13 protein-coding genes are annotated in these 15,287 nt (G+C 71.4%); 6 read left to right on the forward strand and 7 right to left on the reverse strand.

Annotated features, from left to right (window positions below):
- Positions 1-18: 18 nt before the first annotated feature.
- The gene (locus ACQEVU_RS27260) at positions 19-1,353 is read right to left on the reverse strand and encodes a condensation domain-containing protein (protein ID WP_433328314.1); all 1,335 of its coding nucleotides are present in this window, start codon (positions 1,351-1,353) and stop codon (positions 19-21) included.
- 62 nt (positions 1,354-1,415) lie between these two features.
- Between ACQEVU_RS27260 and ACQEVU_RS27265 the strand changes: the two genes are divergently transcribed.
- Positions 1,416-2,045, forward strand: a complete 630-nt coding sequence (locus tag ACQEVU_RS27265) for a class I SAM-dependent DNA methyltransferase (RefSeq protein ID WP_433328316.1) — start codon at positions 1,416-1,418, stop codon at positions 2,043-2,045.
- 49 nt (positions 2,046-2,094) lie between these two features.
- Here ACQEVU_RS27265 and ACQEVU_RS27270 read toward each other — a convergent pair whose 3' ends face one another.
- The 3 genes from ACQEVU_RS27270 to ACQEVU_RS27280 form a co-directional block, all read right to left on the reverse strand.
- On the reverse strand, positions 2,095-4,563 hold the full coding sequence (locus ACQEVU_RS27270; protein WP_433328318.1) for a LamG-like jellyroll fold domain-containing protein: 2,469 nt from the start codon (positions 4,561-4,563) through the stop codon (positions 2,095-2,097).
- A 174-nt stretch (positions 4,564-4,737) separates the two neighbouring features.
- A complete protein-coding gene (locus ACQEVU_RS27275) occupies positions 4,738-5,733 on the reverse strand; it encodes a hypothetical protein (RefSeq protein ID WP_433328320.1) in 996 nt (331 codons plus the stop codon).
- The gene (locus ACQEVU_RS27280) at positions 5,730-6,218 is read right to left on the reverse strand and encodes a SigE family RNA polymerase sigma factor (RefSeq protein WP_433328322.1); all 489 of its coding nucleotides are present in this window, start codon (positions 6,216-6,218) and stop codon (positions 5,730-5,732) included. Before ACQEVU_RS27280 ends, ACQEVU_RS27275 begins: the two co-directional genes overlap by 4 nt.
- A gap of 61 nt (positions 6,219-6,279) precedes the next feature.
- Between ACQEVU_RS27280 and ACQEVU_RS27285 the strand changes: the two genes are divergently transcribed.
- The 4 genes from ACQEVU_RS27285 (at position 6,280) to ACQEVU_RS27300 (ending at position 9,693) form a co-directional block, all read left to right on the forward strand.
- Complete coding sequence (locus ACQEVU_RS27285) at positions 6,280-6,606, forward strand: RNA ligase family protein (protein ID WP_433328324.1); 327 nt, start codon at positions 6,280-6,282, stop codon at positions 6,604-6,606.
- A gap of 45 nt (positions 6,607-6,651) precedes the next feature.
- Complete coding sequence (locus tag ACQEVU_RS27290; protein ID WP_433328326.1) at positions 6,652-7,215, forward strand: hypothetical protein; 564 nt, start codon at positions 6,652-6,654, stop codon at positions 7,213-7,215.
- 51 nt (positions 7,216-7,266) lie between these two features.
- Positions 7,267-7,692, forward strand: coding sequence for a hypothetical protein (locus ACQEVU_RS27295; protein WP_433324378.1), 426 nt, complete (start codon positions 7,267-7,269; stop codon positions 7,690-7,692).
- Between the two features lie 342 nt (positions 7,693-8,034).
- Complete coding sequence (locus tag ACQEVU_RS27300) at positions 8,035-9,693, forward strand: M4 family metallopeptidase (protein WP_433328328.1); 1,659 nt, start codon at positions 8,035-8,037, stop codon at positions 9,691-9,693.
- A 217-nt stretch (positions 9,694-9,910) separates the two neighbouring features.
- On the opposite strand, the gene ACQEVU_RS27305 is transcribed toward ACQEVU_RS27300, so the two are convergent.
- Together ACQEVU_RS27305 and ACQEVU_RS27310 are read right to left on the reverse strand one after the other, a co-directional pair.
- Complete coding sequence (locus tag ACQEVU_RS27305) at positions 9,911-10,423, reverse strand: hypothetical protein (protein WP_433328330.1); 513 nt, start codon at positions 10,421-10,423, stop codon at positions 9,911-9,913.
- Positions 10,424-10,437: 14 nt separating this feature from the next.
- Positions 10,438-10,596, reverse strand: a complete 159-nt coding sequence (locus tag ACQEVU_RS27310) for a hypothetical protein (protein WP_433328332.1) — start codon at positions 10,594-10,596, stop codon at positions 10,438-10,440.
- 88 nt (positions 10,597-10,684) lie between these two features.
- Here ACQEVU_RS27310 and ACQEVU_RS27315 point away from each other — a divergent pair, with 88 nt between their 5' ends.
- Positions 10,685-11,320 carry a TetR family transcriptional regulator gene (locus ACQEVU_RS27315; RefSeq protein WP_433328334.1) on the forward strand — a complete coding sequence of 212 codons (636 nt, stop codon included), beginning with the start codon at positions 10,685-10,687 and terminating at the stop codon, positions 11,318-11,320.
- A 576-nt stretch (positions 11,321-11,896) separates the two neighbouring features.
- Here ACQEVU_RS27315 and ACQEVU_RS27320 read toward each other — a convergent pair.
- Entirely contained in the window at positions 11,897-15,025 is a 3,129-nt protein-coding gene (locus ACQEVU_RS27320) for a GH92 family glycosyl hydrolase (protein ID WP_433328336.1), read from the reverse strand.
- Positions 15,026-15,287 lie beyond the last annotated feature (262 nt).

Consider the following 15,287-nt stretch of genomic DNA (forward strand, 5'->3'; position numbering starts at 1 on the left):
GCCCGCGGCCACCGGGTTTCAGGCGCCGGTCGGCGCCTCGATGTCCAGGACGGCCGCGACCGCCGCCGCCTCGAGGCCGCGCAGCAGCGCCTCGGCGTCGCCGGGCCCGATGACGTGGGTGTCGAGGAAGATCGTCGCCTGCGTGCCGCCCGCGACCTCGTCGAGGTGCACGATCAGCGGCTCGAACGGCACGTCCTGGCGGGTCGTCCAGACGAACTCGCCGGCGCCGGCGGCCGCGCGCACCTCGTCCACGCCCGGCGCGCCGGCCTCCGAGGCGGCCGCGCCGGTCGGGTCGTCGCGGCGGTCGTTGAAGTAGCACGGCAGCTGCAGGCCCGGGCGGTCGGCGGCGACGCGCTCGAGGAGCCCGTCGAGGGCGGCCGGGTCGTAGTAGGCGTGCTTGTAGGTGCCCAGCGCCGCGCGGCGGGCCCGGTCGAACGCCTCGGCGTAGGAGACGCCGGCGACGTCGAGGCGGGACAGGCCGTACTGGGCGAGCATGCACACGACCCGGTCCAGGCCGGGCCGGAAGCGGTTGTTCACCATGGGCCGGATCACCGCCGGGTGCGCGCCGGTCACCCGGGTCAGGGCGACGGCGTAGAGCGCGAGGGCGATCGTCGAGGACGCGATCCCGGTCCGGGCGGCGAGGCAGCGCAGCGCGAGGCTGAGCGCGGGCGAGCGGAACTCGCCGCGCCAGTGCCGGGGCGCCGGCAGCTCGCGCGGTTCGCGGTACCGATGCAGCGGCATCTCGCGCAGGATCGACTCCCAGTGGCGCAGCGCCATCGTGTTCTGCCGCACCCCGGCCGGCGAGGCCTGCCAGCGGGCCTGCTCGAGCGGCTGCAGGTCGGGCACCGGGGCGTCCGGGCGCTTGTCGAGCTCCTCGAGCAGCACCAGGGCGCCGAGGCCGTCGGTGACGAGGTGGCACATGACCACGACGAGGTGGGTGAGCTCGCCGCCGCGGCGCACGGCGGCCATGCGGATCGGCCAGTCGCGCTCGAAGTCGTACGGGTCGTCCTGCAGCCTCAGCCGCAGCTGCTCGGCCAGGGCCGCCGGGTCCCGCTCGCCGGCCTCGACGATCTCCAGGTCGACCTCGCCCTCGGCGAAGACCTCCTGGCGCGGGGCGCCGTCCGGGCCGAACCGCAGCCGGGTGCGGGCGGTGGGGAAGCGGCTCATGAGGTACCGCAGCCGGTCCACGACATCGTCCAGCGTCGTGCCCGGCGGCAGCGGCCCCCACGCCCCGTTGGGCAGCCAGGACTCCTGCCGCACCATCGCCCGCCAGATGTCCTGCTGTCCCCAGGACAGCTCGCCCTCGCCGGCCCCATCGCCGGCGAACGCGACCGCAACCCGCTCGGCCACCATGCCCGCGATGGTATGGGCGCGCCGATCTTGACCACATCGGTTCGCCGACCGATTTTTGTCCTGTGCATGAAACGACCTGGCTCGAGGACAACCGGATCTCGTACGACACCGTGGCCGACGCCTACGCCGAGCAGGTGCGCGACGTGCTGGCCGGCCTGCCGCACTACCGGGCCGCGCTGGCGGTCTTCGCCGAGCAGGTCCAGGCCGGCCCCGTCGCCGACATGGGCTGCGGCCCCGGCCACGTGACGGCCCACCTGCGCGGCCTCGGCGTGGACGCGTTCGGCATCGACGTGTCCGCGCAGATGGTGGCGATCGCCCGCCGCGACCACCCGGGCGTGCGGTTCGAGGTCGGCTCGATGACCGACGAGGATGTCGCCGGCGCGCCGCTGGGCGGGCTGCTGTCGTGGTTCTCGCTCGTCAACGTGCCCGGCGACGCGATACCGGGCATCCTCGCCGGGTTCCGGCGGTCGCTGCGGCCGGGCGCGCCGCTGCTGCTCGGCTTCCACGCCGGCGAGGGGGTGCGGGCCAAGACCGAGGGGTACGGCGGGCGGCCGATGCGCATCAACGTGTACCGCCGAAATCCGGAGCGGGTCGCGGCCTGGCTGCGCGACGCGGGATTCGCCGTGGAGGCGCAGTGGCTGCTCGAGGCGGACACCGCGCGGCCCGGTGCGGTGCTGTTCGCCCGGGCATGACAGCGCGAGGCGCCCGCCCGGGGCTGAACCCCGGGCGGGCGCGACGGCGTCAGCTGCCGGACGCGAACAGCTGGCGGATCTCGTCGGCGGACAGGGCCCGGTCGTAGAGGTGGACCTGGTCGACGGTGCCGTCCAGGTAGTCGACCGGGTTGCCGCCGTACTTGCCGCGGCCGATGACCGTGTGGCCGGTCGGCCCGGCCTGCGGCATGCAGGCGCTCGCGGTGCCGGCGAGCTCGCCGTCGACGTACAGCCGCAGCTCCCCCTTGACGGTGTCGCGCACGCCGACGATGTGGTACCACTGGCCGACGTTCGGCTTGACCGGGGCGAGGGCCCGCACGCCCGCGAAGCTCATCGCGAAGCGCTGGTCGGCGCCGGAGTACTGCAGGAAGAAGTCGCTGTTCGTCGGCCCGTCCTGGCTGACGACGGTCTGGAACGCGCCGTCGGCCTTGTCGAGCTTCACCCACGCCGCCGCGGTGTAGTCCGACGCCGTGTTGAGCACCGGGGCGCCCGCGTCGAGGTAGCCGGTGCTGCCGTCGACCTGCACGCCCTGGCCGTTCTTGGCGTCGACGAACGCGGCGCCGCCGACCAGGCCGGCGTCGTGGTTGCCGGCGGCGTCCTTGCCGGTGCCGTCGAGCGGGTAGAACGCGATGCCGGTGAGGCCGGGCGTGCCGGGCGCCGGCTGCGGGACGTTCGCCGCCGAGCCGTCGGCCTGCGCGATGATCTTCTGGTTGACCGCCTTGACCTGCTTGAGGTCCATCTTGGCGACCTGCCGGTCGTAGGTGAAGAAGCCGTTGAGCTCGGCCTCGACGTCGGTGATCTGGGTGTACACCGAGGCGCTGATCCCGCAGGACTTGGCCGACGTGATGACGGCCTCCTGGTTGGCCACGTACTTGCTGGTCAGCGTCGCCTTGTCGGGCTCCATCTCGTACGCCTGCCCGTCGCCGAACCACATGTGGTTGGACGTCTTGAGGCCGAAGCCGCCGTGCTCGCCGTCGATCGCCACCCGGTCACCCGACGGCGCCGGGGAGGCCGGCCCGAGGTACTGGTGGAAGTCGATCACGTCGCCGCGCCCGGAGTCGCCGTGGGAGTTGCAGCAGTTGACGCCGCTGTGCGCGTCGACGAGCCGGGTCGGGTCCTGCGCCTTGACGTCGTCGGCGATCCGCCCGGTCGCGGCCCGGTCCCACTCGCCCCAGCCCTCGTTGAACGGCACCCACGCCACGATCGAGGTGAACGAGCTGTGCTCGCGGACCATCTCGTGCAGCTCCGACTCGAACTGCCCGCGCCAGTCCACGGGGATCGGCCCGGTGTTCGCGGCCGGCATGTCCTGCCAGACCATGAGGCCGAGCTTGTCGGCCCAGTAGTACCAGCGGTCCGGCTCCACCTTGATGTGCTTGCGCACCGCGTTGAAGCCCATCGCCTTGTCCTGCTCGAGGTCGAACTTCAGCGCGGCGTCGGTCGGCGCCGTGTTGAGCCCGTCGGGCCAGAAGCCCTGGTCGAGGTTGGCCAGGTTGAACAGGATCTTGCCGTTGAGCGCGATGCGCAGCTTGCCGTCGGCGCCGCGGGCGGTGCCGATCTGGCGCATGCCGAAGTACGAGCCGACGGAGTCGACGGTCTTGCCGCCGCCGTCGAGCAGGCTGACCTGCAGGTCGTAGAGGAACGGCGAGTCCGGCGACCACAGCTTCGCGTTGGGCACCGGCACGCGCAGCTCGGACCCGGCCGCGCCGGTCGCGGTGCCGATGACCTTGTTGCCGGTCTTGACGACCGCCTTGACCTGCAGCCCGTCGCCGCCGCCGGCGGACGCGGTCACCTTCACGACGCCGCCGGCCACGTCGGGGGTCGTGGTCAGACCGGAGATCGAGGCCGCGGGCACCGGTTCCATCCACACGGTACGCCAGATGCCGCTGCTGCCCTGGTAGAAGATCCCGTGGTCGGAGGTGCGCCGCTGCTTGCCGATCGGCTGCCCGGTGGCGTCGGTGAGGTCCTCGGCCCACACGATGAGCTCCTGCGGCCCGGTGCCCGACAGCGCGTCGGTCACGTCGGCGTCGAAGCCGTCGTACCCGCCGCGGTGCGTGGCCACGAGCGTGCCGTTGACGTACACCTTGGCGTCGTAGTCCACGGCGCCGAAGTGCAGCTGCAGCCGCTGGCCCTTCTGGACGTTCCAGGTGGCCGGCACCGTGAACGTCCGGCGGTACCACATCCGGTCCTCGTGGCGCTGGATGCCCGACAGCGCCGACTCGATCGGGTACGGCACCAGCACCCGCTCGCCGAGGCTCTGCCCGGTCGGCACGGCCTGCCCGACGGTGGCGCGGCCGAACTCCCATACGCCGTTGAGGTTCTGCCACTTGTCCCGGGTCAGCTGCGGCCGCGGGTACTCGGGCAGCGCGTTGTCGGGGCCGACCTTGTCCGTCCACTTCGTGGCCAGCGGCGGGATACCCACGTGCCAGGCGGGCCCGTCGGCCGGCAGCGCGGCGGCGGCGCTTCCGGCGGGCGCGACGAGGGCGGTCGTCAGCGCGACCACCCCCGCCAGTAATTGGCCAAGACGTCTGTCCAGTTTTCGCATCCGTGCATTCCCCTTCGGCGATGGCCCCCGTGAGAGTGCACTCATCTGAACAAATGTGCTCACCAAGCGTCAAGACATTGCGCTGTTTGACTTCCGTAACCAACAGATTCAAACACCGCCGGGTGGGCCGCCTCAGCCCACCGCGCGCCCGGGCCACGATGACGGATCGTTCAGGTCGGCGCTCGGGGTCAGCCGCGCGGCGTACCACTGCGCGACCTCGGGCGTGAACCAGTCCGCCGGCTGCGTCTCGTAGTCCGTGACGTACAGCTGGTAGGGGCCGAACGCGGGCACCCACAGGCCGTTCTGAAACTGCCCGCGGCCGCTGCGCCACTGCGCCGGGTAACCGGCGATGGTGCGGTCGGGCTGGAACGACGGATAGGGCAACGGCCGGCCGTCGGCCCAGATGAACACGACCTTGTCGTCGGCGCGGTGGAGGGTGAGGCCGGAGAAGATCCACACGGGGTCGCCGGCCCGGCCGCCGTAGCGCAGCCGGGTCTGGCACTCCGACCACCACGCGCCCGGCGGCAGCTCGGACAGGTGCAGCGGCATCACGCAGCGCTGCGTCCGGCCCAGCCGCACGGCGGAGACCACGGCCGGCAACAGATCGGCGTCATCCCGTTGCGCGCCGGCGACGCCGATCGTGCCGTCCTCGTCCCACCGCTCGGCCCGGGTCTGCCCCGCGCCGAGGTCGACCAGCCAGTCCCGGGCCCGGTCCGGGTCGGTGGTGAGCGCGATCGTGAACACCATGTCGTCGTCGCGGCCGAACCCGGTGACCTTCTCGTAGCCCCGGCCGGACACCCACTCCGTCGCCGTGACCCGGTCGCGCAGCCGCGCCGGGATACGGGTCAGGTCGACGTCGAAGTGCAGCAGCGCCGGATCGGTGCCGACCGCGCCGCCCGTCGCCACGGTTTCCGGTGGCAGCGTCGTCGGCGCCGGCCCGGCGCCGGTCACGCCGAGGACGAGGGCGGCGACGGCGGTGAGGCCCGCCGATGCGGCGCCCAGCAGCCGTCGCCGCCGCCGGATCCGCCGCGCCCCGCGGACGGCGCCTTCGTGCAGCGCCTCCGCCGGCCTGGTCCGCTCGGCCCGCTCGGTCAGCGTGGCGCTCACGCGCCGCTCAAGGTCGTTCACGGCTTCACGTCCTCCGTGCGGTATTCGTCGCGCAACCGGTGCAGTGCGCGCATGGCGTGGGTACGGACGGTGACGGGCGAGCAGTCCAGGATCCGCGCGATCGTGGCGTCGTCGAGGTCCTCGTAGTAGCGCAGGACGACGACGGCCCGTTGCTGCTCGGGCAGCGCGCGGATGAGCCGCCACAGGGCGTCCCGCTCGGCCGCCTCCGCATCCAGCGCGCCCGGCTGCGCGACGTCGTCGGGCACCGGCGCCGGCAGCTCGCGGTTGGCCCGCCGCCGCCACCAGGACCGCGACGCGTTGAGCACGAGCCGGCGCAGGTACACGTCCGGGTCGTCCGAGCGCCGGATCCGCGACCACCGCAGGTACGCCTTGGCCAGCGCGTCCTGCACGAGGTCCTCGGCCCGGTGGTCATCGCCGGTGAGCAGCGCGGCGAAGCGCACGAGCGCCTGCCCGCGCGCCGCGATGTACTCCTCGAACGTCGGCACACCACACAGAGTCCCGGGAAACCCCCGCCCGTTGACACGGACCGGCAATGAAAATGGGCGCGTGGAGCACGTCCCCTACCCCAAGATCCCCGCGACGCTCGCCAACGCCCCGTCGGCCGGCCCGTGGATCGCCACCGAGAAGATCCACGGCGCCCAGCTCGTCGTGGCGTACGACGGCCACACCCTGCGCGTCGGCAAGCGCCGTTCGTGGCTGCGCGACGACGAGACGTTCTTCGGCTGGCAGCTGCTGCGCGGCGCCCTCCTGCGCACGGCGCGTCACGCCCTCGACCACGGCGCGACGCCTTCGGTGCGCCTCTACGGGGAGCTGTACGGCGGCCACTATCCGCACCCGTCGGTCGCCCCGGTCCCCGGCGCCGGCCCGGTGTAGACCGGCATCTGGTACTCCCCCGGCATCCGCTTCGCGCTGTTCGACGTGCTGTTCGCCGACGTCGCCGCGGCCTACGCGGACGTTGCGGCGATCGCCGCCGCCGGTGGCGTGGACGCCGTCCCGCTGCTGGCCCGCGGTCCGCGCACGGCCGTCGACGCCGTGCCCGTCCGGTTCGCCTCGCGCGTGCCCGCCGCGCTCGGGCTGCCGGCGCTGCCGGACAACCCGGCCGAGGGCGTCGTCCTGCGCCCCGACGCCCGCCGGCCGCTCGCCGAGCGCCCGATCGTCAAGCGCAAGATCCCCGAGTTCGACGAGGCCCGCTTCGGCGAGGCCCGGCCCTGGGACCCGCACATCTCCCCCGCCGACGTCGGCGCGCTGGCCGCGACGCTGGTCAACCCGCCCCGGATCGCCGGCGCCCGATCGAAGGTCGGCCCCGACGACGCCGCGGCGCTCGAGGACGAGGTCGTCCTCGACGTCATGATCGACCTGACCGACGCCTACCCGATGCTGCAGTCACGCCCCGACCTCGAGGAACGGGTGCGCGCCGCGGTCCGCCGGGCACTGCCGCCGCTGGCACGTTTCCGGGATTCGACGGGCCCCGGCCGCCCGTAACGTTCTCGGTAACGGCAACACCAACGCTTTCAAGTCCAGGGGGACACCAAGATGAGCGACATCGACACCGGCTCGTACGACGGCGGCCACGACGTCGACTACGGCCACTACGAGGCCGGTCAGGAGCACGCGGGTCTCGACCAGCTGCACCAGGCCCACGGCTCGGAGTCGGACTACGGCAACCAGTACGGCGTGTACGAGAACGACCACCACGCCGACACCTCGACCGACTTCTCGCAGGGTCACCACACCGAGTTCGACCAGGGCCCGGCCGTGCACTACGAGTCGGACGACTACACGAACTACAGCCACGACGGCTCGGTCGACGACCACGTCTTCGCCGCCGAGGGCTCCGAGCACGCCCACCAGGCCGAGTTCGGCGAGCTCGACGCGCTGCAGCAGCGCTTCGACGCCGCGTTCGCGGAGGGCACCCAGTACCACGGTGGCGACGCCGGGCTCGGCATCGCCGCGAACTGAGCGTCTCGCTGATCCACCCTGGCTCAAGGCCGGTCACCCGCGGTGATCGGCCTTCGCCGTTTCCGGTCGTTTGCATCGCACTGCCACCGGGCGCTGACTTCGCACGGTCACCAGGCACTGGCTTCGCACGGTCACCGGGCACTGGCTTCGCACGGTCTCCGGGCGCTGACTTCGCACGGTCTCCGGGCGCTGACTTCGCACGGTCTCCGGGCGGCGCGTTCGGGGCCTGCTCCGGGTGCGTTGGCTTTGCATTGCGGAGGGTTGCTCCGGTCGACTACCGGCTTCGTGCCAGGGTGCACGACGAAGCGAACCCGGCCCGCATCCGGGCCGTATCTATGGTCCATGTCAAACGTTCGACGTGCACTCGTTGCCATCTCGGTCACGGCGGTTGCCCTGGCCGGTTGCGATAATTCCCCGAAGGCCGCCGACCGGGCGGCCGACGCCAGCCAGAGCGCCGAGCCGGACGCCGTCGAGGTGGCCGCGTCGCCGGCCCCCGAAGAGGAACCGCCGGCCGCCGCGCCCGTGCGCCGGGCGCTCGACGCGCACCTCGGTGACGTCAAGGCAGCACCCGACGACAAGTTCGCCTATTTCGCGTTCCGGCCCGACGCCGACGGGTCGCGCCACGTCCGGTACACGCGCACATACCATGGGTTACCGGTGTACGGCGGCGACGTCATCGTCCACTTAGGGGCCTCCGGGGAGTACCGGGGCAGCTCCAACGGTCTGATCGAACCGCTGAAGCTCGACACCGTGCCGAAGGTGTCGGCGCAAGAGGCCTCGGTCAAGGCCAAGACGCAGTTCGCCGGGCGAGTCACCTCGCTGCAGGGCCAGAAGCTGCTCGTCGACGCCTCCACCGGCACCGGCCGGCTGGCCTGGGAGGACCTGGTCGTCGGCGTCGCCAAGGACGGGCGCACGCCGTCGCGGCTGCACGTGCTCACCGACGCGCACTCCGGCGCCGTCATCGGCCAGTGGGACGAGATCGAGACGATCGCCGGCACCGGCAACAGCCTGTACAGCGGCAAGGTGACGCTGGAGACGCAGCGGGCCGGCAGCCAGTACCGCCTCGTCGACACCACCCGCGGGCGCGCCTCCGTGTGCGACATGAAGCACGCCGACAGCGGCAGCTGCACCCAGCTCAGCGACGCCGACAACACGTGGGGTGACGGCAAGGCCGACGACCCGCAGACCGCCGCCGTCGACGCCGCCTATGGCGCTGCGCTGACGTACGACTACTACCTGAAGAACTTCGGGCGCAAGGGCGTGGCGAACAACGGCCGCGGCGTCGTGTCCCGGGTGCACGTCGGCGACCAGCTCGAGAACGCGTACTGGGACGGCAAGCAGATGAACTACGGCGACGGCCGCGACAACGCGCACCCGCTCGTCGAGCTCGACGTGGCCGCGCACGAGATGACGCACGGCATCACGCAGTTCAGCGTCCCGAACGACCTCACGTACGCCGGCGAGTCGGGCGGCCTCAACGAGGCGACGAGCGACATCTTCGGCACGATGGTCGAGTTCTGGGCGAACAACCCGAGCGACCCGGGCGACTACGAGATCGCGGAGCGCCTGGACCTCAACGGCAACGGCACTCCGCTACGGTACATGTACAACCCGCCACTGGACGGCGCCTCCCACGGCTGCTGGTCCACGACCACGAAGGACGTCGACGTCCACTACGCCTCGGGCGTGGCCAACCACTTCTTCTTCGACCTGGCCGAGGGCACCGGCAAGACCAGGTACGGCACCTCGCCGATCTGCGGCAACGCCGCCGCGGTGACCGGCATCGGCCGCGACAAGGCGTCGCAGATCTGGTATCGAGCACTGGACGTGTACTTCACCTCGAACACGTCCTACGTCGACACCGCCAACCCGGGCAACACCGCACGCGCCTACACGCTGTCGGCGGCGACCGACCTGTACGGCAAGTGCAGCGCCGAGTACAAGGCGGTGCAGCAGGCGTGGACGGCCGTGAACGTGGCCGGCGCCGACGCCGCGTGCTGATGCGCTGACGCCCGGCAACCCGCACCGGAACGGCCCGCGCGAGCTTGATCTAGCTCGCGCGGGCCGCAACCGTTGCCGGTCAGGCGCCGGTCACGTGCCGACGACCGGTCACGTGCCGACGACCGGTCACGTGCCGGCGGCCGCAGGGGTGGCCAGTCACGTGCCGACCGCCGCAACTGTTGCCCGTCACGTGCCGATGGGCCGCAACTGTTGCCGGTCAGGCGCTGACGTGCAGCAGGCTTCCGCCGTGGGCGCCGCCGATGACGAGGATCGCCAGGACCACGAGATCGGCGAGGCCCAGGACGACGCCGAGGCCGGCGAAGCCGCGGCCGCGCCCGGTGACCGACGGGCGGCGCAGCGCCCACAGCCCGAGCACGATCGCGAGCGGCCCGAACACGACGTTGAACAGGAACAGCCCCGCCACGCCGAGCGCCAGTGACGCCACGATCCGGTCATCGGGCCGCCGGCGCCCCGCGCCCGGCTCGGTGGCCGCACCGCGTGTGTCGGCCGGCCCAGCGGACGTGCCGGGCATGTCGACTGGCTCGGCGACCGCACAAGGCGTTTCGGCCCGCCCGGCGGACATGCCGGGAATGTCGGCCAGCTCGACGGCCGCACCGGGCGTTTCGGCCCGCCCGGCGGACATGCCGGGAATGTCGGCCAGCTCGACGGACGTGCCGGGCGTTTCGGCCGGCTCGGCGGCCGCACCGGGCGCGATTGCCTTGTGGTCCATTGTGGACGATCCCCTCACCGGTCGCGAAGGCGGCGCGGCGGCCAGTGACGGGCCATGAGCAGCACCGTCGCGGCGGCCACGACGCCGAGCAGCATGAGCACCGGTTGGCCGGTCAGCGCCGCCGGCCCGACGACGAGCAGCGCGACGAGCACCGCACCGATCAGCAGCGCCATTGACAGCCTCTTTTTCAGTGGACAGTTGTGCACTCACTTCGCAGACTAGGTGCACACGGATTCGGTGCACAGGTGTTTACTGAGTGACATGGCCCATACCCGCCAGGAGCAGAAGGCGCAGACCCGCCAGGCGCTGCTCGACACCGCCCTGCGGCTGCTCGAGGATCGCAGCCTGGACAGCCTCGGCCTGCGGGAGATCACGCGCGAGGTGGGCATCGTGCCGACAGCGTTCTACCGGCATTTCCCCGACGTGGCGAGCCTGGGCGTGGCACTGGTCGAGCAGTGCCTGGGCGGCCTGCGCGCGGCCGTACGGTCGGTGCGCGACGGCATGGCCGACAGCGACGCCGTGATCGGCCGCTCCCTCGAGGTGCTGCGGTCGCAGCTGCACGAGCGGCGCGAGCACTTCCGCTTCATCGCCCGCGAGCGCCACGGCGGCGTGGCCCCGGTCCGGCGCGCGATCCGCGAGCAGCTCGACCTCTCGGCGGCCGAGCTGGCTACAGACCTGCTCACCCACCGCCTGCCACACGCGGCCCGGCTGGATCGCTGGCAACCGGAGGACCTGCGGATGCTGGCCGAGCTCATCGTGAACCACATGGTGCTGACCGCGGCTATGCTGCTCGAGGTGCCGGCCGGCGACCGGGCGGCCGAGGCGGACGTCCTGGATCTGGCGGAGCGGCAGCTACGCCTGATCGCGCTCGGCAGCCGCCACTGGCCCGGTCCCTAAATAGGCGACGGCCGCGTTTACGCAGGTCACGGATTACCGAATTACCGGATCCAGTAATCCGATAATCCAGTAATTCGGCAATCCCGGAGTTGATGTTGGTCGCGGCCCGGGAGCACCGCGGCTTTCGCGTACCGCGGTCGCCGCGGGCCGAACAGCCGAACCAGCCTGAGACCTCGGCCCGACGACGCGGGCCGGGATCCACACTCAGCACCGGCCGCGGCCGGAAGGGCCGCGACCGTTGCCGAGAATCGGAACAAGCCGGGCACAACGTCGTTTCGCAGATTCGCGGCGGACCATCACCGGCGCCCAAATAGCGACGACACTGCTCCCAGAGCAAGGACCGCCCCGCGCAAAGAGGCGACACAGCCCCCAAAGCAAGGACCGCCCCGCGCAAAGAGGCGACACAGCCCCCAAAGCAAGGACCGCGCCGCACAAAGAGGCGACACAGCCCCCAAAGCAAGGACCGCGCCGCACAAAGAGGCGACACAGCCCCCCAAGCAAGGACCGCGCCGCACAAAAGAGGCGGCACGGCCCCCCACAAGGACCGTGCCGCCGGCTTATTGGCACGGGAAAGGGCTACGCGTACGCCTCCAGCTCGTAGATGCGCGCAGCCGCGTCGGTGGTCTGGGTCGGCGTGATGATGTTGAGGCGGACGTAACGACCGGTCACGTTGACCGCGTGGGTCGTGGTGTCCGCCGTGTTGCCGCGGGGCGACGCGACCGTCGTCCACGTGCTGCCGTCCGAGGACACCAGCAGGTCGAAGTCGCGGGTGTCCCACGACGCCGACTCGCCGCCGGCGCCGGCGTGCTTCACGACGATCGAGCTCAGGTGGACCGACGAGCCCATGTCGACCTGCAGCCACTTGCTCGAGCCGAGCGAGCACCACTTGTCGGAGTTGCCGCCGGAGACGCTGCCGTTGACGGCCTTCTCCGGGCCCTCGGTGCTGGCGCAGGAGGAGTCGGCGGTCGCCGGCTTGTTCAGCAGCAGGTTGCCGGCCGGGCCGGCGCTGTACACCTCGAACTCGTAGATGCGGGCCGCGGCGTTGCCGTCGTTGGCCGGTGTCGAGATGTCCAGGCGCACGTAGCGGGCGCTGCGCTGGGCGAACTGGCTCAGGGTGCGGCTGGTGCGGTTGCCCGCAACCGACGCGGCCTGGGTCCAGTTCGTGCCGTCGGTGCTGGTGGAGATGGTGAACGCGCCGGTGTTCCAGCCCGTGTTCTCCGCGCCGAGGCCGGCGTGCTTGACCACGACCGAGCCGACGGTCTGGTTGGAGCCGAGGTCGACCTGCAGGAACTTGGTCGCCGCGGACGAGCAGAACTTGCTGTTGTTCTGCAGCGTGCCGTCGACGGCCTTGTCCGGCGACTCGGCGGCGGCGCAGGTGGCCGAGCCCGTCGCGGTCTTGCCCAGGGCCAGGTTGGTGCCCAGGTTCGGCGGGGTGGCCGGCTGCGAGGCGCCGTCGGTGAAGGACGGCGGGACGTCACCGGCGCCGGTGCCCCACGACGAGGGGCTGGTGCCCATCGTGTACTGCAGGGTGCCGCCGGCGGCGAGGTCCGGGTAGCGCAGGTAGTTGTGCGACACCCCGGAGCCGTTGAGGGTCAGGCCCTGCACGTACTGCGACGTCGAGCTGCCGCCGTTGATCTGGATGTTGCCGGCGGAGCGCTGGATGAGGATCGACGGGAACGACGGGCCGTGGATCGCGAGGGTGTCCGCGCCCGGGGTCGCCGGGTACATGCCCATCGCGGCCCAGACGTACCAGGCCGAGGTGGCGCCGAGGTCGTCGTTGCCGGGCAGGCCGCCGGCGCCGGTGGTGAACTGCTCGGTCATGACGCGCCGCACCGCCGAGGAGGCGCCGGCCGGGTACTGGGCGAAGTTGTACGCCCACGGCACGCCGTGCTCGGGCTCGTTGCCGAGGTAGAAGTACGGGCGGGACAGGCCGGCGTTGAGCTCGGTGAAGTGGTGGTCGAGGCGCTGCTTGGCCGTCTGCGGGCCACCCATGAGGTTGATGAGCGCGGCGAAGTTGTAGGTGACCATCCAGGTGTACTGCGCGGCGTTGCCCTCCGTGAAGGGGCTCTCCTGCGCCGGGTTCAGCGGCCACGGCCACGTACCGTCGCTGTTACGCGGGTGGATGTACTGCGACTCGGTGTTGAACGTGTTGCGCCAGTACTGGGCGCGGGTCATCGCCGAGTTGTACGTCGCCGTGTCGCCCTGCGCCTTGGCGAACTGGGCCACGGCGAAGTCCGACGCCGAGTACTCCATCGAGTCCGACGGCGCGCCCGAGATGTACTTCTTCGACTCGTACTCGGCCTCGCGGCCGCGGATCGGCGAGCCCTGCGTGCCGTTGCCGGCGATCGCGTTCTTCATCAGCTGCAGCGCGGCGGCCTGGTCGAAGTTGCGGGCGCCGAACTGGTACGCCTCGTCGACGATGATCGGGCCGGGGTCGCCGGTCATCACGAAGTCCTCGTTGGTCTGCTGCGACCACTTGGGCAGCAGGCCGCCCTGCTGGCCGTCGAGGACCATCGAGTTCATGATGTCGCTGGCGATGTCCGGGGCGATGAACGCGACCAGCGCCGACCACGAGCGGTAGATGTCCCAGCCCGAGTAGTTCTGGTACACGTTGCGCGTCGAGGTGTGGATCGCGTTGTCGAAGCCGCGGTACTGCCCGTTGGTGTCGCTGGAGATGTTCGGGTTCTGCATGACGTGGTAGAGCGCCGTGTAGAACTTCTGCAGCTCCGTCGCGCTGCCGCCGGTCGCCTGCACGCGGTTCAGCGCGGAGTTCCAGGCGTTGTTGGCGTTGGTCCGCGCGGTGTCGAACGACGCGGTCTCCGCGTTGAGGTTGGCGGTGGCGTTGGCGACGCTGACGAACGAGACGCCGATCTGGGCGTTGACGACCGCGTTGCTCGTGGTGTCCCAGGTGACGAAGCCGCCGGTGTTGGTGCCGCTGGTGCTCGACGAGCCGTTGCTGATCGTCGAGCCGCTCCAGGTGCCGAACGACGACGGGGCACGGTCGAAGTGGATCGAGAAGTAGATCGGGTACGTCTTGGAGGAGCCGCAGAACCCGCCGGCGGTCACGTTGCCGGTGACGTTGCTGCCGGAGATGGTGATGGCGCCGCTGCGGTTGCCCGTCGCGCTCTTGCTCGTGTTGATGAGCAGCCGCGACTGGTTGCCCGACGGGAAGGTCAGGCGCATCACGCCGGTGCGGGTGGTGGAGGTGACCTCGACGTTCGTCGAGTACTTGTCCAGGCGGTTCTTGTAGTAACCGGCCTGGGCGGCCTCGTTGCTCTTGGTGTACGCCGACGAGTAGCTCGACCATGACGAGCCCGGCGACGAGCCGAGCGCGCCCGTCACCGGCAGCAGCCCGAGGTCCTCGTTGTTCGGGCAGCCGGCCCCGTTGAAGTGGGTGAGGCTGAACTCCTCGATCGTGCGGTCGGAGTCGCGGTACCCGGAGGGCGAGGCGGTGGGCGTGTCCGGGCTGAACTGGAGCATGCCGAAGGGCACGGTCGCACCCGGGAAGGTGCTACCGCCGGCGCCGCCGCCGACCGGGTTCGGGGAGTTGCTGTCGTCCGTACCGATCAGCGGATTCACGTATTGGGTCAGGTTGAGGTCGGCGGCCTGGGCGGGGGCCGCGAACTGCACGACGGCGATGGTGCTGCCCAGGAGGGCGGCGCCCGCGCCGGCGAGCAGCCGGTCGACCTTGCGGGATCGGGGCATGGTGTCTCCCGTTCGGTGGCGGTGAGGACGGGAGAGCGCTCTCGATGCACATTCATAGCCCCTGATCGACGTTTGGTCAACATTTATCAATACAGACGCAGGTCAACGCTTACCGCACCGCCACAGCAGCGGGCCGCCGTCCGCAACGCCGCCGACCACGGAGGCGTTGCGGTTGACCGACGTGGCGCGCACCGACGTGGACCCGGCCGATCGCGGCAGCTCGGTCGAGGCGGGACAGACGCAGGTCAACCCTTACCGCACC

It is taken from the genome of Dactylosporangium sp. CA-139066 (genome assembly GCF_050936175.1).
Taxonomy (GTDB): Bacteria; Actinomycetota; Actinomycetes; order Mycobacteriales; family Micromonosporaceae; genus Dactylosporangium.